The sequence below is a fragment of the Streptomyces alanosinicus genome, from assembly GCF_014650595.1.
Classification (GTDB): domain Bacteria; phylum Actinomycetota; class Actinomycetes; order Streptomycetales; family Streptomycetaceae; genus Streptomyces; species Streptomyces alanosinicus.
Genome location: NZ_BMVG01000016.1, coordinates 1 through 26,329 on the forward strand (window position 1 = coordinate 1; position 26,329 = coordinate 26,329).

General features: G+C 70.2%; 27 protein-coding genes and 4 pseudogenes. 15 read left to right on the forward strand and 16 right to left on the reverse strand.

Annotated elements, in window-relative coordinates; genetic code table 11:
• Positions 1-98: 98 nt before the first annotated feature.
• Positions 99-848 (reverse strand): hypothetical protein, encoded by a 750-nt coding sequence (locus IE277_RS27365; protein WP_189956378.1) that lies wholly within the window; start codon positions 846-848, stop codon positions 99-101.
• Positions 849-1,209: 361 nt separating this feature from the next.
• Between IE277_RS27365 and IE277_RS27370 the strand changes: the two genes are divergently transcribed.
• The 4 genes and pseudogenes from IE277_RS27370 to IE277_RS47485 form a co-directional block, all read left to right on the forward strand.
• Entirely contained in the window at positions 1,210-1,851 is a 642-nt protein-coding gene (locus tag IE277_RS27370; RefSeq protein WP_189956379.1) for an RNA polymerase sigma factor, read from the forward strand.
• Positions 1,848-2,660, forward strand: coding sequence for a dynein light intermediate chain family protein (locus IE277_RS27375; RefSeq protein WP_229881991.1), 813 nt, complete (start codon positions 1,848-1,850; stop codon positions 2,658-2,660). Before IE277_RS27370 ends, IE277_RS27375 begins: the two co-directional genes overlap by 4 nt.
• A 149-nt stretch (positions 2,661-2,809) precedes the next feature.
• A complete protein-coding gene (locus tag IE277_RS27380) occupies positions 2,810-3,223 on the forward strand; it encodes a hypothetical protein (protein WP_189956380.1) in 414 nt (137 codons plus the stop codon).
• A gap of 99 nt (positions 3,224-3,322) precedes the next feature.
• A pseudogene (locus IE277_RS47485) lies at positions 3,323-3,541 on the forward strand (DUF4012 domain-containing protein); the annotation flags it as partial.
• Between the two features lie 31 nt (positions 3,542-3,572).
• Here IE277_RS47485 and IE277_RS47490 read toward each other — a convergent pair.
• The 3 genes from IE277_RS47490 to IE277_RS27395 are packed head-to-tail and all read right to left on the reverse strand — an operon-like array spanning position 3,573 to position 5,391.
• A complete protein-coding gene (locus IE277_RS47490) occupies positions 3,573-3,887 on the reverse strand; it encodes an arsenate-mycothiol transferase ArsC (protein ID WP_229881992.1) in 315 nt (104 codons plus the stop codon).
• A gap of 49 nt (positions 3,888-3,936) precedes the next feature.
• On the reverse strand, positions 3,937-5,169 hold the full coding sequence (locus tag IE277_RS27390) for a tyrosine-protein kinase domain-containing protein (protein WP_189956382.1): 1,233 nt from the start codon (positions 5,167-5,169) through the stop codon (positions 3,937-3,939).
• Positions 5,170-5,223: 54 nt separating this feature from the next.
• Positions 5,224-5,391 (reverse strand): Wzz/FepE/Etk N-terminal domain-containing protein, encoded by a 168-nt coding sequence (locus IE277_RS27395; protein ID WP_189956383.1) that lies wholly within the window; start codon positions 5,389-5,391, stop codon positions 5,224-5,226.
• Between the two features lie 324 nt (positions 5,392-5,715).
• On the opposite strand from IE277_RS27395, the gene IE277_RS27400 reads away from it, so the two are divergent.
• Entirely contained in the window at positions 5,716-6,993 is a 1,278-nt protein-coding gene (locus IE277_RS27400; RefSeq protein ID WP_189956384.1) for a glycosyltransferase, read from the forward strand.
• A 15-nt stretch (positions 6,994-7,008) separates the two neighbouring features.
• On the opposite strand, the gene IE277_RS27405 is transcribed toward IE277_RS27400, so the two are convergent.
• From IE277_RS27405 to IE277_RS27415, 3 genes are read right to left on the reverse strand one after another with little or no spacing between them, the layout of a single operon-like run.
• Entirely contained in the window at positions 7,009-8,397 is a 1,389-nt protein-coding gene (locus IE277_RS27405; RefSeq protein WP_189956511.1) for a UDP-glucose dehydrogenase family protein, read from the reverse strand.
• Between the two features lie 20 nt (positions 8,398-8,417).
• Positions 8,418-9,446, reverse strand: coding sequence for a UDP-glucose 4-epimerase GalE (galE, locus tag IE277_RS27410; RefSeq protein ID WP_189956385.1), 1,029 nt, complete (start codon positions 9,444-9,446; stop codon positions 8,418-8,420).
• A 10-nt stretch (positions 9,447-9,456) separates the two neighbouring features.
• On the reverse strand, positions 9,457-10,464 hold the full coding sequence (locus IE277_RS27415; protein ID WP_189956386.1) for a UDP-glucuronic acid decarboxylase family protein: 1,008 nt from the start codon (positions 10,462-10,464) through the stop codon (positions 9,457-9,459).
• A 419-nt stretch (positions 10,465-10,883) separates the two neighbouring features.
• Between IE277_RS27415 and IE277_RS27420 the strand changes: the two genes are divergently transcribed.
• Entirely contained in the window at positions 10,884-11,489 is a 606-nt protein-coding gene (locus IE277_RS27420; protein ID WP_189956387.1) for an oligosaccharide flippase family protein, read from the forward strand.
• Entirely contained in the window at positions 11,435-12,151 is a 717-nt protein-coding gene (locus IE277_RS27425; protein WP_229882008.1) for an MATE family efflux transporter, read from the forward strand. The genes IE277_RS27420 and IE277_RS27425 overlap by 55 nt, the downstream gene beginning before the upstream one ends.
• Here the strand turns inward: IE277_RS27425 and IE277_RS27430 are convergent.
• Positions 12,145-12,717: pseudogene (locus IE277_RS27430) on the reverse strand (sugar transferase); the annotation flags it as partial. The gene IE277_RS27425 and the pseudogene IE277_RS27430 overlap by 7 nt on opposite strands.
• Before the next feature lie 183 nt (positions 12,718-12,900).
• On the opposite strand from IE277_RS27430, the gene IE277_RS27435 reads away from it, so the two are divergent.
• Entirely contained in the window at positions 12,901-13,899 is a 999-nt protein-coding gene (locus IE277_RS27435) for an NAD-dependent epimerase/dehydratase family protein (RefSeq protein ID WP_268252658.1), read from the forward strand.
• Positions 13,896-14,561, forward strand: coding sequence for a WecB/TagA/CpsF family glycosyltransferase (locus IE277_RS27440; protein WP_229881994.1), 666 nt, complete (start codon positions 13,896-13,898; stop codon positions 14,559-14,561). Before IE277_RS27435 ends, IE277_RS27440 begins: the two co-directional genes overlap by 4 nt.
• 158 nt (positions 14,562-14,719) lie before the next feature.
• On the opposite strand, the gene IE277_RS27445 is transcribed toward IE277_RS27440, so the two are convergent.
• The 5 genes from IE277_RS27445 to IE277_RS27465 form a co-directional block, all read right to left on the reverse strand.
• Positions 14,720-16,468, reverse strand: coding sequence for a carbohydrate binding domain-containing protein (locus IE277_RS27445; protein ID WP_189956391.1), 1,749 nt, complete (start codon positions 16,466-16,468; stop codon positions 14,720-14,722).
• 199 nt (positions 16,469-16,667) lie between these two features.
• Positions 16,668-17,348: a maleylpyruvate isomerase N-terminal domain-containing protein gene (locus IE277_RS49265; RefSeq protein WP_189956392.1), complete on the reverse strand. Its 681-nt coding sequence runs from the start codon at positions 17,346-17,348 to the stop codon at positions 16,668-16,670.
• Between the two features lie 151 nt (positions 17,349-17,499).
• Complete coding sequence (locus IE277_RS27455) at positions 17,500-18,108, reverse strand: flavin reductase family protein (protein ID WP_189956393.1); 609 nt, start codon at positions 18,106-18,108, stop codon at positions 17,500-17,502.
• A gap of 29 nt (positions 18,109-18,137) precedes the next feature.
• Positions 18,138-18,932 carry a thioesterase family protein gene (locus IE277_RS27460; protein ID WP_189956394.1) on the reverse strand — a complete coding sequence of 265 codons (795 nt, stop codon included), beginning with the start codon at positions 18,930-18,932 and terminating at the stop codon, positions 18,138-18,140.
• Positions 18,933-19,035: 103 nt separating this feature from the next.
• Positions 19,036-19,239, reverse strand: a complete 204-nt coding sequence (locus tag IE277_RS27465) for an Lrp/AsnC ligand binding domain-containing protein (RefSeq protein WP_229881995.1) — start codon at positions 19,237-19,239, stop codon at positions 19,036-19,038.
• 49 nt (positions 19,240-19,288) lie between these two features.
• On the opposite strand from IE277_RS27465, the gene IE277_RS27470 reads away from it, so the two are divergent.
• Complete coding sequence (locus tag IE277_RS27470) at positions 19,289-19,987, forward strand: AzlC family ABC transporter permease (RefSeq protein WP_229881996.1); 699 nt, start codon at positions 19,289-19,291, stop codon at positions 19,985-19,987.
• Entirely contained in the window at positions 19,980-20,318 is a 339-nt protein-coding gene (locus tag IE277_RS27475) for a branched-chain amino acid transporter permease (protein ID WP_189956396.1), read from the forward strand. The genes IE277_RS27470 and IE277_RS27475 overlap by 8 nt, the downstream gene beginning before the upstream one ends.
• A 63-nt stretch (positions 20,319-20,381) precedes the next feature.
• Here IE277_RS27475 and IE277_RS27480 read toward each other — a convergent pair whose 3' ends face one another.
• Positions 20,382-21,032: an FMN-dependent NADH-azoreductase gene (locus IE277_RS27480; protein ID WP_189956397.1), complete on the reverse strand. Its 651-nt coding sequence runs from the start codon at positions 21,030-21,032 to the stop codon at positions 20,382-20,384.
• A 148-nt stretch (positions 21,033-21,180) separates the two neighbouring features.
• On the opposite strand from IE277_RS27480, the gene IE277_RS27485 reads away from it, so the two are divergent.
• Entirely contained in the window at positions 21,181-21,573 is a 393-nt protein-coding gene (locus IE277_RS27485; RefSeq protein ID WP_189956398.1) for a winged helix-turn-helix transcriptional regulator, read from the forward strand.
• A 152-nt stretch (positions 21,574-21,725) separates the two neighbouring features.
• Positions 21,726-23,099, forward strand: coding sequence for a S41 family peptidase (locus IE277_RS27490; RefSeq protein ID WP_189956399.1), 1,374 nt, complete (start codon positions 21,726-21,728; stop codon positions 23,097-23,099).
• Between the two features lie 6 nt (positions 23,100-23,105).
• Here IE277_RS27490 and IE277_RS27495 read toward each other — a convergent pair whose 3' ends face one another.
• A complete protein-coding gene (locus IE277_RS27495; protein ID WP_189956400.1) occupies positions 23,106-24,584 on the reverse strand; it encodes a glutamate-cysteine ligase family protein in 1,479 nt (492 codons plus the stop codon).
• Between the two features lie 432 nt (positions 24,585-25,016).
• Positions 25,017-25,820, reverse strand: a complete 804-nt coding sequence (locus IE277_RS27500) for an SAM-dependent methyltransferase (protein WP_189956401.1) — start codon at positions 25,818-25,820, stop codon at positions 25,017-25,019.
• Between the two features lie 98 nt (positions 25,821-25,918).
• On the opposite strand from IE277_RS27500, the pseudogene IE277_RS50245 reads away from it, so the two are divergent.
• Together IE277_RS50245 and IE277_RS50250 are read left to right on the forward strand one after the other, a co-directional pair.
• Positions 25,919-26,059 (forward strand): annotated as a pseudogene (locus IE277_RS50245) (ABC transporter substrate-binding protein); the annotation flags it as partial.
• Positions 26,060-26,172: 113 nt separating this feature from the next.
• Positions 26,173-26,259: pseudogene (locus tag IE277_RS50250) on the forward strand (hypothetical protein); the annotation flags it as partial.
• Positions 26,260-26,329: the final 70 nt, after the last annotated feature.

Consider the following 26,329-nt stretch of genomic DNA (forward strand, 5'->3'; position numbering starts at 1 on the left):
AGCACACTCATCAGCAGCCAGTGGGTGCGGGGGGTGATGTGGCGGGTACGGCTGTGGCGGAGCGGTGCGGCGGCGGTCGGTCACGTCAGGGCCTTGGGTCACTTCACGGGCTTGTGGGACGTCCCAAGGGCACGCCCCCGGGAGGAGGAGGTCGGGGTCGGACTGGCGGTGGCCGTCGGGGAAGTGGCCCTGGTGGGCGGTGCGGTGGTCGCGGGGGCGGTCGAGGCTGTCGGCCGGACGGGCGGGGAGGTCCGCTGCGCCGTGGGGCGGGAGTCGGCGTGCCCTGCGGCGGAGCCCGCACGCCCCGCTGAGTGGCCGGGGGCGGGTGGGGAGTCGGAGGCGGTCACGCGGGGCGGCGCCCGGTGCGCGGAGTCCGGCTGCGGGACGAACGGGGCGCTGATGCCGGTGCCGCCCAGCACGGTGCTGACCAGCAGGGCGACATAGCCGCCGGCGGGGATCACCAGCAGCCGGGCGGCACGCAGCACACGGCGCCGGCGTCGCCCCGAGACATCCACGAAGACCGGCCGCGCCGGCTCGCTCTCCGCCGTCTGCGACCCCGACCCCGATACCGACCCTGATACCGACCAGGGTGCCGGTGCCGACTCCGGCGCGAAAGGGATGGGCTGGGTGTCGGCCTCGGGGTACGGCACGGTGAGGACGTCACCGTGGGCGGTGTCCCACGCCGTCGGGTGCGGCTGCGTCCACTGCGTGTGTTGCGCCGGGGCCCTGGTCGGCGTGGCCGTCTCTGTGAAGGTGCCGCTGCTCTCGTGGCCGTAAGCAAAGGCGTACCCAGCACCGTCGTACGGCTCCTCGCCGTACGCTCCGCCGCTTCCGTTCGTCCACTGCACGAGTCGTGTCCCCTGTCCTGGACGGCCGATGTGGTCGCCTGTCTGAACAGAGCGCGGCGGCCGGAACTGTTACACCTCACACACAACTCACGCCACGGACAGTCACTTCACCACCGTGTCTCCGCACTCGGCCGTCGTCACTCATGCCCCAATGCCGGTCACGCCCCGACGTACGTGCAGCCGATCCACCGGCAGGCGCCGGGAGACCTGCGAGAACGGGCAGGCCTGAGGGTGCGTTGTGACATTTCTGTGGCGGCGGACGCTGGCCATCATGGGCCGTCGGTGCGATCGGAGCGCGGCGGACGGCAAGGACTCGCAATGAACCGGTGCGAAGAATGAACCGGTGCGAACGAGGAAAATCTTGGGCCAGGTACGGCAGCCCCGTCGTGTGCAGGCGCGCGACGGGGAACTGGGCGCGGCGGTCGCGCGGGCCCAGGACGGCGACGAGGCCGCCTTCACGGTCGCCTACCGGATCGTCCAACCGGGCCTGCTCGGCTACCTGCGCGGCATCGTCGGCGACGACGCAGAGGACGTGGCGTCCGACGCGTGGCTGGAGATAGCCCGCGACTTCGGGCGTTTCCAGGGCGACGGCGCGGGTTTTCGCGGCTGGACCGCGACCATCGCCCGGCACCGGGCGCTGGACCATCTGCGTCGCCAGCGTGTGCGGCCCCGGGCCGGAGGGACCGAACAGGATGTACTGGACCTGCCTGGTCCGCACAGCACCCATGAACAGGCGCTGGAGTCCCTCTCCACCGAGCGGGCGCTGGAACTGGTCCGCGGATTGCCCCGGGACCAGGCAGAGGCCGTGCTCCTGCGGGTCGTGATCGGCCTGGACGGTCCCGCCGCCGCACGTGTCCTCGACAAGCGCCCGGGAGCGGTACGCACGGCTGGCCATCGGGGCCTGAAACGCCTCGCTCGCCAGCTCGGGATCGGTAGCGAGGTGGACGAGGGAATGACAGATGTGACGGATGAGGATTCCCGCACGCTGGGGAAATCGAGATGAACGACAACAGCGGTCCGGCGGGCAGGGCAGACATGGGTGAACGGCTGAGCGGCGACGGAGTACCGGGCCGTCATCATGCGCAGCCTGGCGGCGCCGTGTCCGACTCGTGGGACGTGCGTGACGTCGCCACCCTGGAAACGGCCCTGGCCGCCGCCATACGCCAAGCCGATCTCGATCCCCAGGCCGAACGGCGGGCCGTGGCCGCCTTCCGGGCCGCCCGCGCCGCGAACCCGCACCGAGCACGTACCCGGCGCCGGGACGACTGGCGGGTGCCCGAGGAGCGGCGTGCCCGACGCCCGGTGAAGACAACGTTCGGCGTGGTGGTCGCCAGCCTCGCCCTGGGCGGTGTCGCCGTCGCGGCCATCGATTCCGTCAGCTCGCGTTCGGATCGGACAGGGGGCGACCAGGGGGCCGCGCGCCCGTCGGCGGCCGCTCCGGACCGGCCGGGCGATGCGGCCACGTCAACGTCCTCCGGTGGCTCCCGGCCGACGGGGAGGCCGGCCCCCGCCCGGGACACCGAAGCCCACTGCCGCGCCTACAAGCAGGTCCAGGGCCACGGCAGGACACTCGACGCGAAAGCCTGGCAGCGGCTCGTCGCGGCGGCCGGCGGCGAGGACGAGGTCGCCGCGTACTGCTCGGAGCAACTGCGGCGGGCGACGGCCGCTCCAGGCAAGTCCGCCGGCACGGGCAAGTCCGGCAAAGGCGCCGCAGGCACCGGCAACGGCACGTCCGACAGCAAGAGCGGGGGCACGGACAAGGCAGCCGACAAGGGCCGAGCGAGCGGCCAGGGCGGCGGAAAGCACTCCTAGCCCCCCGCTGTCGGCGTTCCGTTTGCGCTACACCATCCGGTGGCTTGTACGGAGGGTCATGCTATTTATGTCATCAAATTCCTATTTATTCCATTATCCAGGTGCTGGAGCTGCCCTGACCGAGTTCAGGCGTCCCCAAGTCGAGGAGAGTGGAAAAGATGACGACATCGCCTAGATGGCGATCTGTAGCGGCATCGGCAGCCGCGGCCGCTGCGCTCTTCACCGCACCGCTGGCAGGTGCGGCGACCGCCCACGCCGACGGCAACCACCCCTACCCCCCGCATCCGACCCACACGCCATACCCTCCCTACCCGCCGAAGCCGCCGCGCCACCACGGTGACAACGACTGCGACGAGTACGGACAAGACGGGCACGGACCGGACAAGGACGGCTGCGACGACGGCTGCGACGACCACGACCACGTCTGCGACATCGACGACCAGCACCTCGCGCACACCGGTGCCGACCACACGAAAGAAGTGATCCTGAGTAGTGCAGCCGCGGCTCTGATCGCAGCGGGTGCCGGCACGATTCTGATCGTGCGTCGTCGCAGCAACTCATGACGCTGCCCGAGGCCCGTCCGTCTTCCCCTCTCGGGCGCCCCGGTCGCCCGCCGGACGCGCCCCGGGCACGTCGGCGCGTTCACGGCCGACCGGATCGAGATGGTCGGCAGCCACGCGGACATCGACCTCGGAGCCGAGTTCACAGCCCAGTACGGGAACAACGGACCCCAAAGCCTCTGGGCCAACTCCAACATGAGCCCGCGCTTTCCGGACGCGGCCCGCATCTGGTCCGCGGACTGGCGGAGCCACAGCGGTCAGCGCCTCGACGGTGCGATGGCCATCGACCCCTCCGCCCTCGGCATGCTGCTCCGCGCCACCGGGCCCGCCCGGCTGCCCGACGGCACCGAACTCAGCGCCGACAACGCCGCGGACACCACGGCAACCGCACCGCGGCGTCCCGGTGACACCGCTCCAGGCCCAGCACCAGGTCGGCCCGCTCCACATGGCCGGCGCGCAGGCGCCGTGCGGTGAAGTCCCCTGCCTCCGCGCCCAGTTCGGCGATGATCGCGCGCGTCACGGCGTCCAGCGGAGCCGGCCGGGCCTCGGTGCCCGCGCTGCGGACATGGAAATCGGGCTCGGGAAGCGCGGCGGCCAGGAGCCGTTCCGCGACCGGTGAACGGTGCCGGTTGCCGGTGCAGACGAACAGCACCTCGAAGGCGGTCACCGGGCCCTCACCTCGTGGATGACGACAGGGCGGCTGTCGGCGGGGCGGCTCATTTCTCACCGGTGGGAGACAGCGGGGCCGCCGCGGTCGGCCCCTCGCCCTGGGCCGGCGGACGGGGCACGGGCACCTCGGCCGAAGCGTAGCCGTAGCCGTACTCCTTGCCCTTGAAGGCAGGGGACATGCTGAAGACGGCGCCCAGGACGCGTACGCCGATCCGGCTCAGCGAATCGGCCGCGTTGCGGATCTGCTCCCGGCCGGTCTTGGAGGCCCGTACGACGAGCAGTACTCCGTCGGCGAGCGGGGCGAGGCTGACGGTGTCGGCGACCGGCAGTACCGGAGCGCTGTCCACGGCGACCACGTCGTAGGTGTCGGCGAGTTCGCGCAACAACTCGGCCATCCGGCCGCAGGCGAGCAGTTCGGTCGGATGGGGCGGCAGTGGACCACTGGTGAGCACCGTCAGCCTGCCGCCGGCCTGCTGCGCCACGTCCTCGACGCCGGCCTGGCCGATGAGCACCGTGGTCAGCCCGGCCCCCTCGACCAGCCCGAAGGTACCGGCGACGGACGGGCGGCGCAGGTCGGCGTCGATCAGACAGGTTCGCATACCCGCGTCGGCAAGCGCGAGTGCCAGGTTGACGGAGGTGGTGGTCTTTCCTTCCCCGGTCACCGGGCTGGTCACGACGATCACCCGCGGCCGGTCGTCGACCTGCGCGAACTGCAGGTTGGCGCGCAGTTTACGGAAGGCTTCGGCACGCGCGGAGCTGCTGAGGGTGTTCATCGCGACCCTCTGCTGGGCCGCCCCCCTGTCGTAGGGGATGGAGCCGAGGACCGGCAACGAGGTCAGCTCTCCGAGGGCGTCACTCGTCTTGATCGTGGTGTCGAGGGCCTCGCGCAGCGCCACGAGTCCGGCGGCGAGCAGCGATCCGCCGACCAGCCCGGCAGCGAGGTCGAGCAGCCGCTTCGGGGAGACCGGATGCGTCGGGACGCTCGCCGGCTCGGTCACGCCGAGCGAAACAGGCGACGCCGGGGACTCGGATGCGGAAGCGCCCTCGCGCGGGGCGCGGTTCGTCTTCGGTGTCTCCAAGCGCTCGACCACGGCGGCGAAGTGCTTCGCCACGGCGTCGGCGATGCGCGCCGCACGTGACGGAATCCCGTCGCGCACCGTGATGTCGATGAGCACGGTGTTGAGTGGGGCCTCGGCGGTGATCCGGGACGCGAGCTGTTCCGGCGTGTCCTTGAGCCACAGTTCGCGCACGACGGGCTCGGTGACCTGTCGAGTAGCCACGATCGCCGCATACGACTGACACGGGCCTGGGAGAAGGACTGCCCCTGGTTCAGTTCAGCGGTGTGCACCGGACCGGGTGGCGACGAAGAGCTGGGTACGGGCCGCATAGACCGGTGTGCTCACGGCAATCGCCGCCTCGGCCGCGACGACACCGAGCATCAGACAGATCAGGATGGTCGGCCAGCGCCTGGCCAGCACTTTGAGATATCCACGAAGGTCCAACGTGTACCCCTCAGAGAACTGGAGATGTCACCTTTTGGAAATTCGACAGAGAATAGCCAGCCCAGAATAGGTGCAGACACTCCATGCGTCTGGCAGCCACGACAGCATGGTCGTACGGGATGCGGATATCCATGAGCCGATCGAGGGAAAAGCCCCCCGGAAACGCAGCGAGCCAAGACGTTTCACCACTGAATTACACCCGGCCCGGCAGCAATATGCCTGACGGCGGGACGGCATGTCTGATGGAGCAGGGGTTTTATGAGTAGGACAATCGTGAACGAGGTCGGATCCGAATCCGGTACGGCATCACGCAAACTGCATATCGTGTTGGTCTCCTTCGCCTGCGATCCGACGCGCGGGAGTGAACCGGCCATCGGGTGGGGCTGGGCCGAGTCGCTGGCGAAGCGCGGGCACACCGTGGACGTCCTGACCCACCCCGAGTACGACAACGAGCGGAACATCAAGCAGCGAGTGGCGGAGCTGGGGGCGCTCGGCGAACGCATCAGAGTGCATGTCGTCCCCCTTCCGCGGGCCCCTTCGTGGACCGGGCTGCTGCCCGGCTGCCTGAGCGACATGGCCAAAGAGGTCAAGAGCTACGACGGCTGGCAGCGCGAGGCCCTGGCCTACGCCCGCGGGCGGGGCCTCGGCCGCGCCGACCTCGTACACCACGTCTCCTACGGATCCCTGCAGGGCGGCAGCGCGTTGCGTCGCCCGGGCCCTCCCCTGGTGTTCGGTCCCGTCGGCGGTGGCCAGACCGCCCCGCGCAGTCACCGGCGTTTCATGGGCACCGCCTATTGGCAGGAGGCGCTGCGGACTCTCGTGTGGGTGCGCTGCCTCAGCCGTCGGCCGTCATGCCGCAGGGCGCTGCGCAAGGCCGCGGTGGTCCTCACCACCAACCGGGACACCGAGCGGCTTGCTCGGCGCCTGAGCCGTACCACCACCCATCTGATGCTGGCCGACGGCATCCAGGAGTCTCTGATCCGAGAGCCGGCGGAGACTCGGCCGGCTCGCCCGGACCGCCCGCCCACCGTTCTGTGGGTCGGCAGGCTGCATCCCCGTAAAACCCCTGAACTCGCGGTGCGCGCGATCGCGCATCTCCGGGTGGAATTCCCGGACGCCCGCCTCGTGATCCTCGGTGACGGGCCTCTGCGACAGCCTCTGGAACGACTCGCCCGCCGCCTCGGTGTGGGTGAATCCGTCGAATTCCGTGGTCTGCTGCCCCGGGCGCAGGTTTTCCAAGCCTGCGACGACGCTGATGCCTTTCTGATGACACGTCTGCGGGATTCCTCCAGTACACAGACTCTGGAAGCGTGGGCCAGAGGTCTTCCCGTCGTTCATCTCGGCCACCACGGCATCAGTGATTTCTCGGCACCGGGCGGGGCGGTCTCGGTGCCGCTCGGCAGCCCCGCGGATCTGCCTCAGCGCATCGCCTGGGCCCTCAGCGGTGTGCTCAAGGAGCAGCAGACCCGGCACTGCATGGAACGAGGCACTGTCGTGGGCGCGGAAGCACACATACATGGCAAAAGCGGAAATCACCGAAAGGCTCTATCACGCCATCCTGTCCACCGAGAGATGACACCGAGAAATGACGCGGAGAGATGACACCGAGAGCTGACGCTACCCCGGGCCGCAGCCCAGATCGACAGATGTCACCTGGTCGACGGCCGCCTGCTGGCTCGGCAGCGCGGGCGCTGTCGGCCGGCCGAGCGCCCGCAGGGTCCAGCCGGCCGACCGCCACAGCGACGCGTCGAGGGCGTTGCGCGCGTCGAGGATCTTCCGTGCGGGTGTCACAACGGCGAGCGCGGCCGGATCGATGCGACGGTAGTCGGCCCACTCGGTCAGATGAAGGATGAGATCGACGCCCAGACATGCCTTCTTCACATCGTGGACGTAATCGAGCATGGGCAGAACGGCCCGGGCGTTGTCCATCCCCTCAGGGTCGTGGAGCCGTACGTCCGCGCCCTCCCGGTGGATCGCACCGGCGACGGCCAGCGCGGGCGAGTCGCGGACATCGTCGCTGTCCGGCTTGAACGTGGCCCCGAGAACGGCGATGCGGCGGCCGACGAACCCTCCGCCCACCATGTCCCGGGCGATGTCGACAGTGCGCTGTCGCTGCCGCGAGTTGATCTCGTCGATCTCATGGAGAAACGACACCGCGCCGCCGACGCCGAGTTCGTCAGCGCGGGCTGTGAACGCTCTGATGTCCTTGGGCAGGCACCCGCCTCCGAAGCCGAGGCCCGCGGAGAGGAACCGCCGGCCGATTCGGCTGTCGTACCCGAGGGCGTCGGCCAGGGTGGTGACATCGGCACCCGTGGCATCGCAGACCTCCGCCATGGCGTTGATGAACGAGATCTTCGTGGCGAGGAACGAGTTCGCCGCGCCTTTGACCAGCTCGGCTGTCGCCGGGTCCGTGCTGATGTACGGCACGCCGTCGCTCAGCATCGGTGCGTACACCTCGCGCAGGATCTGGTCGGCCCGCTGCGACATGACGCCGACCACCAGCCGCTCCGGGCGGAGCGTGTCCTGCACCGCGTAGCCCTCCCTGAGGAACTCCGGGTTCCAGGCGACCTCGACGTTCGTCCCTTCCGGAGCGAGCTCCTGGACACGCGCGGCCAGCCGGGCCGTCGTTCCCGCGGGCACCGTGGACTTGCCCACGATCAGGCAGCGGCCGCGCAGTCGGGGTGCCAGTCCGTCGACGACGGCGTCGACCGCCCGCAGATCGCAGGACAGCCCGTCGCGACGCTGCGGCGTGCTCACACACACGAAGTGCACATCGCCGAACTCCGCGGCCTCGCTGAGGGAGGTGGAGAAGCGCAGCCTCCCGGAGGCGACGGTTCTGCCCAGAATTTCCTGCAGTCCTGGCTCGTGGATGGGGACCCGGCCTTCGCCGAGGGCCGTGATCTTCTCGACGTCGATGTCGACACCGAGCACCTCGTGCCCGATGTCCGCCATGCACGCGGCGTGCACGGCGCCGAGGTAGCCCGTTCCGATGACGGTCACTCGCATCTTGCTCACCCCATGCTGTGTCAGTTCGGGTAGCCGGAGGGATTGAGTTCCTGGAACCGCCATGCGTCCTCGCACATCGCGGTGAGATCTCTCGTCGTGGTCCATGCCCAGGCCCGGGCCACGGCGCCCGGGTCCGCGATGAGCGCCGCGACGTCGCCGGGGCGGCGGCCGATGATCTCGTACGGGATCGGCACACCGCAGGCGCGCTCGAAGGCGGCGACGAGCTGGAGGACCGATGTGCCCTGCCCCGTACCGAGGTTGAAGACCCGCATGCCGGTCTCCTCGTCGAGGTGTTCCAGCGCGACGCGGTGCCCTGCGGCAACGTCCATCACATGGATGTAGTCGCGGACGCCGGTGCCGTCGGAGGTCGGATAGTCGTCCCCGAAGACGCTGAGCCTGGGGAGCCGACCGGCGGCGACCCGGGCGAGATACGGCATCACGTTGTTGGGAACTCCCCGGGGCACTTCTCCGAGCAGCCCACTGGGGTGCGCGCCGACGGGGTTGAAATAGCGCAGTGCGAGGACGCAAAGCCCGTCCAGGTGACGGCAGATGTCGGCGAGCAACCGTTCACAGAGCCACTTCGACCTGGCATACGGGTTGGTGGGTCCTGCCGGGTCCTCTTCCGCGAGTGGCACCTTGGTGGCGTTGCCGTAGATCGAGCAGGACGAGGAGAACACCAGACGGTGGACGCCGTGGTCATGCATGGCGCGCAGCAGCGCCGTGGTACCGCCGACGTTGGTGTCGTAGTACTCGACGGGCAGTTCCACGGACTCCCCGACGGCCTTCTTCGCGGCGAAGTGGATCACGGCGTCGATGTCGTGCTGGTCGAACACCCAGGAGAGCGCGTGCCGGTCGAGCACGTCGATCTCGTGAACGGCCGCCGGCGGGCGCTCGGCGATCTTCGCGACGCGTTCCAGTGCGCCGGGCGAGCTGTTGGAGTAATTGTCGACGACTACCACGTCATAGCCGTGGTCGAGGAGTTCGACGCAGGTGTGGCTGCCGATGAAACCGGCGCCACCGGTCACCAACACAGTGGTGCGACGGGGCATGGGCTTCCTCTCAGACCGCGGAATCCGCGGCGGTCAGGAGCGGACTGCCGCCGTGCGGATGCGGGACGTTGCCCTCGGTGACATCCTCGTACGGCCGGCTTCTGAACCAGTCCACGGTCCGGCGTACCCCGTCCGCGACCGGCACTTCCGGGTACCAGCCGAGGTGTTCACGGGCACGGGTGATGACCGGACGGCGGCGGACCGGGTCGTCCGTGGGGAGCGGGTGGTACTGGATCTCTGAGTCCGACCCCGTGATGTCGCGGACGAGTTCGGCGAGGTCGGACACGGTCCACTCCTCTGGATTGCCGAGATTGACCGGCCCTGTCTCGGAGGAGTCCAGCATCGCCATCAGGCCACGGACGAGATCGTCCACATAGCAGAAACTGCGGGTCTGCCTGCCGTCACCGTAGATGGTCAGGGGCTCGCCGCCCAGCGCCTGGGCGATGAAGCTGGAGACGACCCGGCCGTCGTGCCTGCGCATGCGCGGACCGTACGTGTTGAAGATCCGGACGATTCCCACGTCGACGGCCAGACTGCGTCGGCAGGCCATCGTGACGGCCTCGGCGTATCGCTTCGCCTCGTCGTACACGCTGCGCGGTCCGAGCGGATTGACGTTTCCCCAGTACCCCTCGTCCTGAGGGTGGACCAGCGGGTCGCCGTACACCTCACTCGTCGAGGCAAGCAGAAACCGGGCGTTGTTGAACCGGGCCAGCTCCAGAGCGTTCTCGGTCCCTCGGCTTCCCACGGCGAGCGTTTCGAGAGGCATCCGCAGATAGTCCGGCGGTGACGCGGGACTTGCGAGATGGGCCACGGCATCGATCCGGCCGGGAACGTCCGCGGTCACGCTCACATCGGCGTGGACGAGTTCGAAGGCGGGATGTTTCCGCAAGTGTGCGATGTTCGCCGGCCGGCCGGTGCTGAAGTTGTCCAGGCACACGACGGCGTCTCCACGTCGCAGCAACGCTTCACAGAGGTGTGAGCCAAGGAAACCACCGCCACCTGTCACAACAACACGCATGGCTCTCTCCAGAAACGCACGAGTCGGAATATTCGTTCAAAGCTATGAAAAGGATATGAGTACATGCCTCATTCGCTTCGTGTGCGCAACTTGAGCAGTGCACTGTTTGGTGGCACCCCGGAAGGAGACAGGAACTCGGTCAAGCGGGGGGAGAAGCCACTCCTGCGGGAGTCGGCCGCGGGTGCGAACCCTCATCTCCATGTGCAGGTCATTCACTCTCAGGCGTGAACGGGGCGCCTCGCGCGTCGCACGTACCCCGGGACCACACCGTGAGAAGGTCCTGGTCATGACGCAGCTGACCTCAGCCACAGTCAGAGGCGTGCGCTGGACCTATCTCGCCAGGGCGGTCGGCATCGCTGTCCAGATTCCCTACGCGGCGGCGATGGCCCGGCTGCTCACCCCCGAGGACTTCGGGCTGGATGGCGCTGGCCCACCTGATTCTGCGTTTCGCCCACAATTTCGCCCAGGGCGGTCTGCGCTCCGCGGTGGTACAACGCGTCTCGCTCACCGACCGCGATGTGCGGGTGGTCTTCGCTCCGGCCCTGACCGTCGGCACCTGCTCCTTCGCGGCGATCTGGTTCATCGCGCCGTACGCCACCGAACTCGTCCACAGTCCGGCCGAATTGACGGGCCTGATCCGGACGACTGCGCTGATGCTGGTGTTCATGGCCCTGGGTGCCCCCGCCGGTGGACTGCTGAGCCGCGGCATGCGGTACCGGGCCGTCGCCGTCACCGACTTCTCCTCTTTCGTCGTCGGCTATTGCGTCACCGGAATCGTCTCCGGGCTCCTCGGTGCCGGCGTGTGGAGCCTCGTCTACGGCACGCTCGGGTGGTACGGGTTGCAGGCTCTTCTGCCCTATCTCCTGGTCCGGCACTCACTGCGGCCGCTGTTCGATGTACGGGCCATGCGTGACCGCTGCTGCAGATCCAGCAGGCGGCGAGCAAGGTTCTCCTTCCCGCCTACAGCCGCATCCAGCATGACAACAGCCGGCTCGGTGCCTCCCACGCGGACTGCGCTTCCCTGACCACACTGATCCTCGTTCCTCTGCGGGCGGTGATCGGCGCGAGCGGCAAGCAGTTGGTGACCCTGCTGCTCGGCGGTCAGTGGGGTGGCAGCGCCGCACTGGTACCGATCCTCGACCTGGTCAGCGCGGTCGGTCTGGTGGCGCAGTTTCGGGCACGCTCGTCGAGGCCCTGGGCGCGGTGGGGGGGCAAGGTGGTCATCCATCTGGTGCAGCTGATCGTTCTGATCGCCGGCACCTCCGTCGCCCTGCTTCTGCGCTGCGGCGTGCATGGGTTGATGGTGGCGGTACTGGTGAGCTGTCTGGTGAAACAGGTCCTGTTCTACGCATGGCTCGACAGGCTCTTCCCGGCCTCGCGGCGGCTGGTCGCGCAAGCGTACGCGCAGGCCGCCGCTCTCACGGCCCTGATCTGGCTCGCTCTGTGGGCCGTCCAGCAGGCGTTGGAGGGCCGGTGCCCGGTGGCGTTGGTCCTCGCGGCCCAGTGGTCGGCCGCGGGTGTGCTGATGCTGGGCTGTGTGCGGTACGGGGCCGGGCTGCACGGCATGCGGGTCGCGCGTGAACGCGGGCTGCTGCCCGGGATGCTGTCCCGTATGGAGCTCAAAAGGCGTGTTGACAAGCCCGTTTCATCGGCCGCTCACTGGCGGCCGACGCATTCCGATCAGTAGGCGCCGTGGCCCTCGACGACGGCCCGCACCGTCCGTCGCAGGATGCCGAAGTCGACGGAGGGGGACCAGTTGTCGACGTAGCGCAGGTCCAGCGTGATGGTCTCGTCCCAGGACAGGTCGGAGCGCCCGCGGACCTGCCACGGACCGGTGAGCCCCGGCTTGACGCTCAGGCGCCGCAGCTCCACCTCGTTGTACTTCGCCACCTCGTCGGCCAGCGGGGGCCTGGGACCGACCAGGGACATGTGCCCCTGGAGCACATTGAGCAGCTGGGGAAGCTCGTCCAGCGAGAAGCGGCGCAGAACTCGGCCCACGCGCGTGATCCGGGGGTCGCGGCGGATCTTGAACATCAGCCCGTCGTGCTCGTTGGTGCCGGCGAGCTGGTGCTTCAGCTGCTCGGCGTCGGCGACCATGGTGCGGAACTTCGCCAGACTGGAGTGGCGGCCGTCCTGCCCGACGCGGGTCTGGCGGTGCAGGATCGTTCCTGGCGAATCCAGTCGTACGGCGATCGCCACAGCGGCGAACAAAGGGGCGAGCACCACGAGAAGCAGCACGGCGCCCACCCGGTCTTCTGGGCAACCGGAGTCCTGCTGGCCGGTGAGCGATCACAGCGGGCCCGGTTCCGGCGGAACCCGGAACAGAACACCTATGGCGGATCTCCTCAGGAGGCGGCGGCATGAGCGTGGCGGTAGTGACGGGTTCGGCCGGGTTGATCGGCTCTCAGGCAGTACGGCACTTCGCGGGCCTGGGTCTTGTCGTCGTCGGCATCGACAACGACATGCGTTCGCGGTTCTTCGGACCCGGAGGCGTCGACCGCGTGGAACGTCGATCGCCTGTCGGCGGAGCTCGGCAAGAGTTACGTGCACCACGACGCGGATATCCGCGACCGGGACTCACTGTCGGCCGTCTTCCGCCACTACGGCCGGGACATCGCCGTCGTGATCCACGCCGCGGCACAGCCGTCCCATGACTGGGCGGCACGCGATCCGTACGCGGACTTCGACATCAACGCCGTGGGCACGCTCAACGTCCTGCAGAGCGTCCGCGAGCAGTGCGTCGACGCCCCTCTGATCCACTGCTCCACCAACAAGGTCTACGGCGACCGCCCCAACGCCCTGCCGATGGTGGAGCAGGAGACGCGCTGGGAGATCACTCCCGATCACCGCTACGCGGCCGGCATCACCGAGGACATGTCCATCGACGCCTGTCTGCACTCGGTCTTCGGCGCCTCGAAGGTGGCCGCTGACATCCTGGTCCAGGAATACGGCCGCCACTTCGGACTCAGGACGGCCTGCTTCCGCGGGGGCACTCTCACCGGCCCGGGTCACTCCGCCACGGAACTGCACGGCTTTCTCGCCTACGTGATGCGTTGTGCCATGGAGCGGCGGACGTACAAACTCTTCGGATACAAGGGGAAGCAGGTGCGGGACGCCGTCCACAGCCGTGACGTGGTCGCCGCGTTCGAGGCGTTCTTCCGCGACCCCCGCAGCGGCGACGTGTACAACCTGGGCGGTGGTCGGCACTCCAACGCCTCCAACCTCGAAGCGATCGCGCTGGCCGAGAAGATCTCGGGCAACGAGATGCTCGTCGAGCATCTCGGCACCCCACGGACCGGCGACCACATCTGGTGGATCAGCTCCAACGCGCGCTTCCGGCAGCACTACCCGGAGTGGCAGGTGACGTACGACGTGCCCCTGATCATGAACGAGATCTACGAGACCAACGCGGACAGATGGGTCCCGGCCCGGTGAAGAGGAACGTTCTCGGCGTCCTCGTCGACGCGACCAGTCATGACCTGGTGACGCCGGACGGCCAGCCCGTGCGCTGGGCGCTGAACCTGCTCCACGGCGCGGCCCTCACCGAGCCGGTGTGCGTCCCGGACCTGACACTTCACGTCCTCCAGGCAGCCGTCGGCGAGGGCATGCCGGTGTACCTGTACGGCTCGACGCAGCGGACGCTGGATCTGCTGATGCTGAACCTCCGCAACAGGCTGCCCGCATTGAAGATCGCCGGTCACGAACCGTCCAAGTTCCGCGCGGTCCGCCCCGGCGAGGGCGTGGAGATCGCTGCCCGGATCACCGAGTCCGGGGCGCGGATGGTACTGGTCGGGCTCGGCTGCCCACGCCAGGAACTCTTCGTGCACGCCATGCGTCCACTGTCGCCGATGCCACTGCTCGCGGTCGGTGCCGCGTTCGACTTCCACGCGGGGATCCTGCGCCGGCCGCCGGTGTGGATGCGGAGGGCCGGACTGGAGTGGCTGTGGCGGCTGGGCTCGGAACCGCGTCGGTTGTGGCGGCGGTACCTCTTGCTCAACCCGCACTACCTGGCACTTCTCGCCGCACAGTGGACCCGGCTGGGGCCGGCGTCCCCGCCTTCCCCCGCGACGGACAGGCCGACGGAGTTTCCCGTGTGAGCCGCGAACCGCGGCTACGCGGTTCACGGGCGGTGGAGTCGAGTTGTCCGATTCCGACCGGATGCGATCCCACTTCCGGAAGTGAAGGCCGCCGCAGGCCCCGCCCGGTGGGCACGGGCGGGGCCGAGGGGGTGGGGGGTGGGGGGAGTGGGGGGGAATCAGCTGACGTTCAGGTCGTCGGCGTACACCGCGCCCTGGGCGTACCAGCCGTGGACGTACACCGTGACCGTGCCGGAGGCGCCGGTCGTGAACGGCACCGTGAGCTTCGACCACGACGAGGACGAGGTCCAGGAACTGGCCGTCGCACCCCCGCTGACGCCGAGGTAGGCGTACGGACCCTGCACCCAACCGCTCAGGGTGTAGGAGGTGTTGGGCTTCAGGGTCAGGCTCTGCGCGCACTGGCCGGTCTGGGAGGCGGACGGCGCGGTCTTCAGCGCGTGCGAGCCGCCGTGTGCGGGGGAGGAGACGACAGCGGCCCCGGTGTCGCAGGTCCACGGCGTGAGCGAGCCGCTCTCGAAGTCGCCGTTGGCGAGGGTGGTGGTGCCGCCCGAGCCGTTGACGGTCAGGGTGAACGTGGCGCTGTGCCGGGTCGAGCCGGCCGCGGCGGTGACGGTCAGCGGGTAGGAGCCGGGTGCCGTGCCGGCGGCGGTCTTCACGGTGAGCGTGGAGGTGCCGCCCGCGGTGACCGAGGACGGGCTCAGGGAGGCGGTGACCCCGCTCGGCGCGCCGCTCACCGCCAGATCCACGCTCTGGGCGCTGCCGGAGGTCACCGACGTCCGCACCGCCGCCGTCGCGCCGGCACCGGGGTCGACCGACGCGGTCGCGGGGGACAGGGAGACGGAGAAGTCATTGGCCGGCGGGGTCGTCGTACCGCCGGTGAAGGGCGCGAAGCTGTGGGAGAAGTACCAGGTGTCCTGGGCGATTCCGGAGCAGGTGTCGGAGGCGCTGCCACCGGGGCAGCCGCCGTTGTCGCGCTGGAGGGCCCAGAAGGAGAGCGTGTTGATGCCCTTGGAGACCGCCCAGTCGTACACGGCCGTGGCGTCGGCGGTGGTGAAGGTCTCCGCCGGGCCGTAGTCGTCCACGCCGGGCATCTCGGTGACACCGACCATGTTCCACAGCTGGGTGTCCGACAGGTTCGGGTACAGGCCGGCCAGCTGGTTGTGCAGTCCGCTCGCGGCCGTCTCGGTGTCGGTGGCCATGTGGTGCGTGGCGCCGTCGTAGTAGTCGAACGTCATGATGTTGACGACGTCCACCTTGGCGCCCGCGTTCTTCGCGCTGCGCAGCACGGCGAGGCCGCTGTCGGCGAGCCCGGTCGTCGTGGTCGGCAGGGTGTACGAGAACTGCACCGAGCGGCCGTTCGCGGCGGCCCAGTCCTGGACCTTCCTGATGGCCTGGTTGCGGCGGTCGATCCCGGCGGTGTTCGTGAGGGAGTTGTCCTCGACGTCCATGTCGAGCCGGGAGACGTCGTAGGTGGTGATGATCTTCTCGTAGGCCGCGGCGATGGAGTCCACGTTCGTGCAGCTGTCGGCGATCTCGGTGCCGGCGTTGTCGGCCCCGTAGCCGCCGAGGGAGGGGATCACGTCGCCGCCGCGGGAGCGGATGGTGGTGAAGTCGGTGCCGAACACGGAGGACGCGACGGGTGTGCTGGTGTCGCCGTTCCAGTACGGGGTGCAGGAGCCCTTCTTGTCGGCCTGCAGGAAGGCCATGGTCAGGTATGCGGCGCCGGAGGCCTGCGAGAGCGCGGCGGGGCTGTCGCCGTTGTAGGCCTCGAAGTAGGGCGCGAAGACGTGTGCGGGCAACGGGGTGGCCGCGTGTGCGGTGCCCCCGGCCCCGAGGGCGAGCCCTGCGGAGGCGGCCAGGGTGGCCAGACCTGCGAGCAGGGCGCGTACGGGTCTCGGACGGGTCATCGGGTACTCCCGGATAGCGAACGACAGGCACGCGTGCAGCCCGGTCGGGGCTATTGGTCTAGGCCATGATTGGTCTGGACCAGGCTCCGGTCAATACGCGGGAGCGGCCTTTTGCGCGTTCATAGAAAACGAACTGCCCTCGCGGACCCCCTGTTGACGGTGTGTCACGACAGGCGGAGAGCCGGAGGGTGCGCCGCTCTCAGCCGAACAGCGGGAACCGGTCCGCCGCCGCGCCCAGCGCGGTCCGTTCGGTGTCGGTGAGCGGGGCCCGGCCGGTGCCCACGTGCGCGTAGTGCGTGTCGCTCCACTCCGGGAGGCCCGGCCGGCCGAGCAGGCCGTCCAGCGTGGCCCGCACCGCGGCGAGACCCTCGGGTGCCGGTCCCGGCGTGTGCGGGAGCCGGACGGTCAGATCCAGGTGGTGGACGGTCGCCTCCACCGCGAGGGTGGTCAGCAGGTCTCCCGCCCTCAGCACATGGCCCTGGGTGGCGACGCGCAGGGCGGGGTCGGTCGCCTCGGCCGCGTGCACGGCCGCGGCCAGCGTCTCCAGATACAGGCCCCGCAACTGTCCGAAGTCGAGGAACATACTGCCGTTCACCCGCACCCAGCGCCGGCCGTTCGCCGCCCCGGTGGTGTTCGGCCGCCAGTCCTGCCAGTACGTCACCGCGTCCCGGTCCACCGGCTCGGACGACGGCGTGTGCAGCGCCACCAGGCCGCGCTGGGCGTCCTGCACACAGTGGAAGACGAGATCGCGGACCGCCCAGCCGGTGCAGCCGGTGGGCAGCCACGACTCCTCGTCGTCCAGGCCCGCGACGACCGCCGAGGCCGCCTCGTACGCCGCGCGCAGCGCCCGCGCCGGGGCTGCGGCATCCCCTGTGCTCATCCGTCCCCCCGGTCCGGCCGGCCGACTGTCCGTCCTTCGCCGCACAGGGTGTCACACCCGGCTCGACGTCGCCGTGTCCGCCGGCAGCCGCTGGGCGACGTGGACTGGGATCAGCGGCACCGGGACGAGCACCGTGACCACGAGGGGGGCCTCAGCCGGCGGTGTGGTCCCGGTACGGCACCCGGGCCAGCTCGTGGACCTCGCCGACCGTGCCCCACTCGTTTCCGCCGAGCCGGGACAGCGGCCGTAGCCGCCCGATGTCGGGGCGGCCGTCCACCAGCACGTCCTCGGTGACGACGGCGTGCACGACGCGGCCGAACACCACCGTCGAATCACCGAGGCGCAGCGTCGAGTGCAGCGTGCACTCCAGGGCGACCGGAGACGCCGCCACCCGCGGCGGACGCACCCGCAGCGACGGCTCCCGCTCGATGCCCACGGCGTCGAACTCGCCCTGTTCGCGCGGGAAGTCGGTCGCGGTCGCGTTGATCTGGGCGAAGAGCGGCTCCGGCGCGAAGTTGACGACGAACTCGCCGCTCTCCTCGACATTGCGCAGCGAGTCCTTGCGGCCCACCGACGTGAACTGGACGACGGGCGGATCGGTGCAGGCCACGGTGAAGAACGAGTGCGGGGCCAGGTTCGCCGTCTCGCCGTCCGGCGCGAGGGTGGAGACCCAGGCGATCGGCCGGGGGACGACGACGGAGGTGAGCAGACGGTAGAACGCCCCGGTCGTCATGGACTCGGGTGAGTAGTCGACACGCATGACAGCACGCTAACGCGCAGGGCAGCAGGCTAAGCGTTGCCCCCGGGCAGCGGGCGCACCGTGAGGGTCTGCTGGGCCTGCCCGACCGGGCCGTCGATGTCATGCAGGACACTGCTGGTGAGGCCCTGGCCGGTGGGTCCGAAGGCGACCGTGGTGTCCAGGCCCGCCCAGCGGCCGGCCGGCTGCCGGTGCAGATGGATCGTCAGGTCGAGGTTGGGGAACATCCACTCGGCCGCCGGCCGGAGCACGGCGATGCCGTTGGCCGTGTCGATCAGCGCGACATAGGTCGCGAGGGGGCTGGACGGCTCGCCGGCGACGAGGTCGAGGGCCGTGGTGATCCAGGCCGCGGCGCGGCCGGGCTGCGCGGGGCCGGCCGGCCGGACCTCGACGGAGGCGCAGTGGCCGCCGGGCCAGAGCGAGCCCAGCGAGTGGCCGGTGAGCCCGTCCGGCGGGGGAAGGCGGTCCACCGGACCGCCGGCCACGGCACGCGTGTCCACCTCGGTGAGCAGCCAGGCACGGGCCCGGACCACCGGTCGGTCCGCGATGCTGACGACCGCTTCGAGCAGCTCGATGGTGCGTCCCGGCCGGATCGACTCCACCTGGATCTCGCACTCGTCCAGGGCGAGGCGCCCCAGGATGTCGAAGCTGATCCGGGACAGCAGCAGCCCGGTCGGCGGGCGCTCGGCGCGGTACTGGTCGATCGCGTGCACCACGAGTCCGGCCAGCGGGCTGAAGTGCTGCTCGGCGGTGTCCCACGCGCCGCTCGCGTGCGGGGTGGGCTTGTAGCGATGCCGGTCGATGCGCTCGAAGTAGCTGGCGGCCAACGGGTGCCTCTTCTCAAGGTGTCCGGGTGCGTGCGGCGTTGCGTGTCCGGGTGCGCGGGGCGTTGCGCAGATGGCTGCACCGTACACCTGGATGGTGGCCCGCTCATGGGCCGGTCTTGATCGTCTTCATGGTCAGACGGGAGTCGGTCCGCAGCACACAGGGCAGCCCGCCGAGCTTGTCCACCAGGAAGGCCTTGTACGCGGCATGGTCGGCGACGGCCACGCGGACGAAATAGTCGGGGCGGCCGTACATACGGCGGAACTCGACGACCTCGTCGTAGCCCGCGACGATCTCCTCGAACTCCACGCACATACCTCCTGCCGTCGCCGGTGGTCCCGCGCCGGCCGCGCCCCCCGTGCCGTCCCGGACGCCCTCCGAGGCGCGGGCCGCCCTCGGGGACCCGGCCTCCGTGGGACTGGGCTTCGTCCCGCTCGGTGTCGCCTCCGGCGTGCTCGTCGTCCACGCGGGGGTCGACTGGTGGTGGGCGAGCCTGTCCAGCGCGCTGATCTACGGCGGGTCCTTCGAGTTCCCGCTGATCGGCATGGCCACCGCGGCCCTGCCGCTGGCCTCGGTCGCCGTCTCGGCGTTCCTCGTGAACGTCCGGCACGTCTTCTCCGCGCTGTCCTTCCCACTGCACCGGGTCGAGGGCCCGCCCGGCAAGGCGTACGGCACCTTCGCGTTGTGTGACGAGGCCTGTGCGCTGACCGCCGGGGAGCAGGCCCGCTCCTGGTCCGGGCGGCGCATCCGCTGGTTGCGGCTCCTCCTGCATCTGTACTGGGCCGGCGGCTCCACCGCCGGGGCGCTGCTCGGCTCGCTGATCCCGGAGGGTGTCACCGGCCTGGACTTCGCGCTCACGGCCCTGTTCGCCGTACTCGCGCTCGATGCCGTCCGCGACCGGCGCGGCGATCTGCCCACGCTGCCGCTCGCCCTGCTGAGCGCGCTCACCGCCCGGCTGCTCTTCCCGGGCGGCCTGCTGCCCGCCGCCTTCGCCCTGTTCACCGCCGGGCTCCTGATCCGCCGCCTGGCCACCCGAGAAAGCCCGGGCCATGCCTGACACGACCTGCCTCGTCGTCGCGGTCCTCGTCTCCGCCGCCGTCACCTGGGCGTTGCGCGTCCTGCCCTTCGCCGTGGTCGGACCGCTGCGCGCGAGCCCGACCGTGCAGTACCTGAGCACCCGGATACCCGCCGGGATCATGGTGATCCTCGTCGTGTACTGCCTGCGCGACACGCCACTCACCCGCACCGCCGGGCTGTCGCCGGCGGCGGCCCTGGCCGTCACCGTCGGTGTGCACCTGCGGCGCCGCAACGCCCCGCTGAGCATCCTGGCCGGCACCGCCGCCCATGTCGCGCTCGCCAGCACGGTCTTCGCGCACCGAGGACCGTGACGTGCGATGCGGTCCGGGTGCCGCGCACCGGTGGGCGGCACCCGGACGACCGGGACGGACCGGTCAGGCCGCGAGGCGCTCCGCGAGCTGCTTGGCCTTCGTGGCGGCCTCCTGGAGGGCGCGGTCGCGCGAGGCCTCGTACAGCGGGACCAGCTCGGACATCGCCGGGTTCTGCGGGGCCATGGTCAGCTCCGGGACGATGAAGTCGACGTCCAGGCCGAGGCCGTCGGAGAGGACGGCCGTGAGGTAGTTCTGCACGTAGTCGAGTCCCTCGCGCGGGGTGCCCGGACCGTATGCGCCGCCCCGGCTGGCGACGACGGTCACCGGGGTGCCCTCGGCGGACCGGGTCTCGCCCGCGGTGCGGCCCATGAGGATCACGTTGTCCAGCCAGGCCTTCAGGGTCGAGGGGATCGTGAAGTTGTACATCGGGGCGCCGATCAGCACCGCGTCGGCCTGCTCCAGCTCCTCGATCAGCCGGACGCGCTCGGCGAAGGCCGCGGCCTGCTCCGGCGTGTGGGACGCGGGGTCGGCGAAGCCGGCGGTGTGCGATGCGGCGCTGATGTGCGGGACGGGCCGCATCGCGAGGTCGCGGTGGACGACGGTGCCCTCGGGGTGCTGCTCCTGCCAATGGGCGCGGAAGGCCTCCGTCACGGCGCGCGAGACCGAGGCCTCGGCCGGGAGTACGGACGAGTCGATGTGCAGCAGGGTGGCCATGGTGACTCCACAAAGGGGTGAAAGAGGGCAAGGGGGAGAGAGCCCGACGGCACGGGTGCGCCGAGGGCTGATGTTTCGTACTCGACTATCTCTAACACAGGGACTTACTTTTTTTCATCCCCCTACGGTGAAGTAGTACCCTGATCGCATGGCGGCGGACATGACCCACGACAGCGCGGCGTGCAAGCAGGTGGACGACGGCATCACCCGTGTCTTCCAGCTGCTCGGAAAGCGCTGGAGCGGCCCCATCGTGGCCGTGCTGGTGGAAGCGCCCGCACACTTCGCCGACCTGCGCCGGGCCGTCCCCGGCATCAGCGAACGCATGCTGTCCGACCGGCTCGCGGAACTCGGCGCGGCCGGGCTCGTGCTCCGCGAGGTCGAGGAGGGCCCGCCGCTGCGCGTCTCCTACCGGCTGACCGAGGCCGGTGCCGCCCTGGAGCCGGCCCTTCGCGAGCTGGGCGAATGGGCCAAGGCCCATCTGCCGGACGCGCCGACGTGCCCCGGCGTGCGGCGTGCGGGGGCCGCGGGAGCACCGGCGTAGGACCGCCCCGCCGAACGGCACGAAGCTTCGGTCCGGGCCGAGCGCGTACGGGGGTTGTCCCCCGTATCGATGCACCAGGGTGCCCGATGGTGCGCGGCAGGGCCCGTCGGCGACCGTGGTCTTCCGCGAACACTCATCGGAAGGACCCGCTCGTGCGTACCCTCACGGCCACCGCCGCCGCCCTGTTCCTCGCCGCCGGCGCCGTACCGGCCGCCGCGGCCTCACCATCGGGACCGGCCGCCACCGACGGGGTGTGGCGGATGGAGGGTTACGGCACCGTCCTCGTCCTGCGCGGCGGAGTGATGCAGGAGTACCAGACGACGTCCGTCAGTTGCCTGAAGGGCGACACCTCGCGGCAGACCGGCCCCGGCACCTACGCGACGACGGACGGCTCCGTGCTCACCGTACGGACCGTGCACGACCGCGATCACGCGCTGCTCGCCATCGACAGCTCGGTGGGACACCGCATGCTGCACCGCATGAGCGCCCTGCCCGCCGACTGCGGCCGTCCGGCCGCCAAGGACCCGCGCACCTCCTTCGACGTCTTCTGGCAGACCTTCGAGGAGAACTACCCCTTCTTCGCCCAGAAGCACATCGACTGGCAGGCCGTCCGCGACCGGTACCGGCCGCTGGTGCACAAGGACACCACGAAGGACGAACTCTTCGACATCTTCAGCCAGATGGTGCGCCCGCTGTACGACGCCCATGCCACGGTGATGGACGACGGCCGCATCTTCGGCCAGGTCCGCCCCGGCACGGAGAACGCGGGCCCGGAACTGGACGCCAAGGTCAAGAAGTACATCGAGGCCCGTGACCTCAAGGACGCCTCCTACCGCCAGGACTTCGGCGCGGGCCGGATCACCTACGCCGACCTGCCGGGCGACCTCGGCTATCTGCGCATCTCCGGATTCGGCGGCTACGCCGGCGACGGCGCGCCGTACACCGCCGAACAGGCCGAACTCGACCGGATGTTGAACACGGTGCTCACCCGGGACCGGACCGAGCGGCTCAAGGGACTCGTCATCGACCTGCGGATCAACGGCGGCGGCGCCGACACCCTCGGCATCCGGATCGCCCAGCGGCTGACCGACTCGCCGTACCTCGCCTACGCCAAACGCGTCCGCAACGACCCGGCCGACCCCACCCGGCACACGCATCCCGAGCCCGTGCCCGTCGTCCCGGCCGACGCGACCCGCTACACCGGCCCGGTCGCCGTCCTGACCGGCGGATCGACGATCAGCGCGGGGGAGACCTTCACCCAGGCCCTGATGGACCGGCCGGGGCGGACCATACGCATCGGACAGGCCACCCAGGGTGTCTTCTCCGACGTGCTGGGGCGTCGCCTGCCCGACGGACTGGCCTTCGGCCTGCCCAACGAGGAGTTCCTGACCCGCACCGGCCGCACCTTCGACGGCACCGGAATTCCGCCGCAGCTGACCGAACCGGTCTTCACCAAGGAGGAGTTCGACAAGAACCGCGACTCGGCCTTCGACCGGGCGGTCAATCTGCTGGGCGGCCGCGGCTGACCCGGATCAGTCCACCGGCCAGGTGTGCACCGGGGCGTTGAGGTGCATGTAGTCGATGTACAGCTGGGTCATCCGGCGCAGCGCCTCGTGGCGGCCGGTGTGTGTGGTGGCGTCGAGGTGGTGGAGCACCTCCTTCTGCCACACCGCACCATTGCGGGCCGTCACACAGCGCTGCTCGATGATGCCGAGCAGCGGCTCCCGCCAGGCCTCGTCCATGCCGGACAGGGCGAGGCCGTGGTGGGCCAGGGGCAGCAGCCGCCGCAGGACCAGTTCCGGCACCGGCACCTCGCCCATCCCGGGCCAGTACAGCAGGGCCTCGATGCCGTGCCGGGCGGCGGTGTGCAGATTGTCCTGGGCCGCCGCGAAGGACATCCGCGACCACACCGGACGGTCCTCCTCCACCAGGGCCCGGGTGAGCCCGTAGTAGAAGGCGCCGTTGGCGAGTGTGTCGGCGACGGTGGGGCCGGCGGGCAGCACCCGGTTCTCCACCCGGATGTGCGGGAGGTCGTGCGAGACGGCGTACACCGGGCGGTTCCAGCGGTAGATCGTGCCGTTGTGCAGCGTCAGTTCGCCGAGTTCGGGGACGTCGCCGCGGTCCAGCGTCTCCGCCGGGTCCTGCTCCTCGCACAGCGGGAGGAGCGCCGGGAAGTAGCGCAGGTTCTCCTCGAAGAGGTCGAAGACGCTGTTGATCCACCGCTCCCCGAACCACACCCGGGGGCGTACCCCCTGCACCTTGATCTCCTCCGGGCGGGTGTCCGTGGCCTGTTCGAACAGCGGGACGCGGGTCTCGTGCCACAGCTCCTTGCCGAACAGGAACGGCGCGTTCGCGGCCAGCGCGACCTGGACCCCGGCGATCGCCTGGGCCGCGTTCCAGTAGTCGGCGAACTCCTCGGGCGAGACCTGGAGATGGAACTGCGTGCTGGTGCAGGCTGCTTCGGGGGTGATGGTGTCCGCGTAGGTGCGCAGCCGGTCCACGCCGTCGATCTCGATGCGCAGGTCCTCGCCGCGGGCCGCGAAGATCTGGTCGTTGAGCAGCTGGTAGCGCGGGTTCTCGGACAGGCTCTCCGCGCCGATGTCCTCCTGGCGCAGGGTGGGCAGGATCCCGATCATGATCAGCCGGGTGCCGATCGACCTGGCACGCTCGTCGGCGTGGTTCAGCGCGGCGCGGATCTCCGACTCCCATGCGTCGGGGCCGCCCGCGATCAGCCGCCGGGGCGGAACGTTGATCTCCAGGTTGAACCGGCCCAGTTCGGTGGACCAGGCGGGGTCGGAGATGGCCTGGAGCGCGTCGCTGTTGCGCATCGCCGGCTCGGCCGCGTCGTCCACCAGGTTCAGTTCGATCTCCAGGCCGACCTGCGGCCGCTCGGACTCGAACCGTGCCTCGCGCAGCATCTGCGCCAGCGCGTCGAGACAGGCGTGCATCTTGACCCGGTACCGGCGGCGGTCCTCGCGCGTGAAGACGAGCGCCGGGACGTCGCGCCCCATCGGCCCTCCAGCAGTCCCCTCGCCCCCCTGGTCGGACACCTCTCCACCAGCGTCGCACCATCACGCGACACCCACCAAGCGGGCGGAGGGCGGTGCGGGGCGGGGCGGGCGCGAGCGTGGAAGTGCGCAGGGATCGTGCCCCGGCGTCCGTGCCGCCGCTCGGGGCGACCAGCGGGTCCCAGCCCTGGTCGAAGACGCCGCCCACGGGCCGGCCGGCGGCCCGCAGCGGCGCGCAGCGGCGCGGTGCGGCTTTACAGGTGCCGTACGGCGATGGAGTCCACGCGCCATACGGCGATGGCGTCCCGGCCGCCCCGGCGAACTCCGGCAGACGGTCGCGGGACGCCCGGCCCTTTCTCGCCGGGCGACCGTCCGGTCACCGTCCGGTCACCGCTCCGTCTCACCGTCCGGTCACCGCTCCGTCTCACCGGCCGGTCACCGCTCCGTCTTGCGGCCCACCGCGCCGTAGAAGCCGATCTCCGCGGAGCCGGGCGGCGGGGTGGTGTCCGGGCGCCAGAACGGCACTTGGGTGAGGCCCGGCTCGACCAGGTCGAAGCCGTCGAAGAACCGCTCGACCCGGTCGCGGGAGCGCAGGTTCATGCTGGCGGTCGCGTTGTTGTAGACCGCCTCGGCGTCACTGCGGTCGTCCGCGAAGTCGCCGGTCGCGTGCGAGAGCACCAGGAAGCTGCCGGCCGGGAGCGCGTCGCGCAGGGTGGCCACGATCCGCTCGGGCTCGTCCGCGTCAGGGATGAAGTGGAGGATCGCGACGAGGAACAGGGCGACCGGCTGCCCGAAGTCGATGACCCGGCGGACCTCCGGATGATCGATGACGGACTGCGGATCGCGCAGGTCGGCGAGGACGATGCTGGTCGTGCCGGCCCGGCTCAGCAGCGCGTCGGCGTGCGCCTTCACGATGGGGTCGTTGTCGACGTAGGCGACGCGCACGTCGTCGGCCAGCTCCTGGGCGACCTCGTGCACGTTCGGCGAGGTGGGGAGCCCGGTGCCGATGTCGAGGATCTGGCGCACACCGCTGCCGACGACATGGCGGACCGCACGGTGCAGGAAGGCGCGGTTGGCCCGCACGGAGATCCACACCTCGGGCGCCACGGCGGCCAGCCGGTCGCCCGCCGCCTGGTCCACCTCGTAGTTGTCCTTGCCGCCCAGAAGGTAGTCGTAGATCCGCGCGGGATGCGGCTTGCTGGTGTCGATGCGCACGGCCTGGCCGCCGTCCTGAGTCACGCTGGGCTCCCCTCCATGACCGTCACGGCGTCGGTCCCGCAAACGGTTGGCCAAAGCTTCCCATATCAACTGCCTCACCGATGCCGACAGTTCCGCCGGCGGAGAGGAACAGACCTGCTGATGGCCTTCCGAGGCCAGTCGTGCCACTCAGCGGGCAGGCGATGAACCCGGGCATCCGGACGGTCGAGGACATCGAGCAGGTCGCCGCCGGACTGCGGATGCCCGGACTCGTCAAGTGAGCCTGCGTACGGCCGTGTCGACGGCCGTGTCGACGGCCGTCGGGCTCGGCGTGCCGGTGCTGTCCGCCGCGTTCCCGGTGACCATCGGCCCGGCCGGCATCTCCGCCGCGGACGTGTGGACGCCTGTCGCCGCCCGTCCCGGCCTCGGGGACAGCACTCTCGCGCCCCTGCGGGACGGCACCGTGTGGGATCTGCGGATGCCCCGCACCCTGCTGGCCGCCGTGTGCGGGGCGGGACTCGCGCTCTGCGGGGCTGCGCTCGCGCTGTGCG

Bases quoted from the DNA above. Each gene is read 5' to 3' on its own strand.
- IE277_RS27415 (WP_189956386.1), bottom strand. From the start codon at position 10,464: ATGCGTGTTGTTGTGACAGGTGGCGGTGGTTTCCTTGGCTCACACCTC.
- IE277_RS27420 (WP_189956387.1), top strand. From the start codon at position 10,884: ATGGCGCTGGCCCACCTGATTCTGCGTTTCGCCCACAATTTCGCCCAG.
- IE277_RS27475 (WP_189956396.1), top strand. From the start codon at position 19,980: ATGCCTGACACGACCTGCCTCGTCGTCGCGGTCCTCGTCTCCGCCGCC.
- IE277_RS49265 (WP_189956392.1), bottom strand. From the start codon at position 17,348: ATGAGCACAGGGGATGCCGCAGCCCCGGCGCGGGCGCTGCGCGCGGCG.
- IE277_RS27445 (WP_189956391.1), bottom strand. From the start codon at position 16,468: ATGACCCGTCCGAGACCCGTACGCGCCCTGCTCGCAGGTCTGGCCACC.
- galE (WP_189956385.1), bottom strand. From the start codon at position 9,446: ATGCCCCGTCGCACCACTGTGTTGGTGACCGGTGGCGCCGGTTTCATC.
- IE277_RS27485 (WP_189956398.1), top strand. From the start codon at position 21,181: ATGGCGGCGGACATGACCCACGACAGCGCGGCGTGCAAGCAGGTGGAC.
- IE277_RS27405 (WP_189956511.1), bottom strand. From the start codon at position 8,397: ATGCGAGTGACCGTCATCGGAACGGGCTACCTCGGCGCCGTGCACGCC.
- IE277_RS27480 (WP_189956397.1), bottom strand. From the start codon at position 21,032: ATGGCCACCCTGCTGCACATCGACTCGTCCGTACTCCCGGCCGAGGCC.
- IE277_RS27375 (WP_229881991.1), top strand. From the start codon at position 1,848: ATGAACGACAACAGCGGTCCGGCGGGCAGGGCAGACATGGGTGAACGG.
- IE277_RS27495 (WP_189956400.1), bottom strand. From the start codon at position 24,584: ATGGGGCGCGACGTCCCGGCGCTCGTCTTCACGCGCGAGGACCGCCGC.
- IE277_RS27455 (WP_189956393.1), bottom strand. From the start codon at position 18,108: ATGCGTGTCGACTACTCACCCGAGTCCATGACGACCGGGGCGTTCTAC.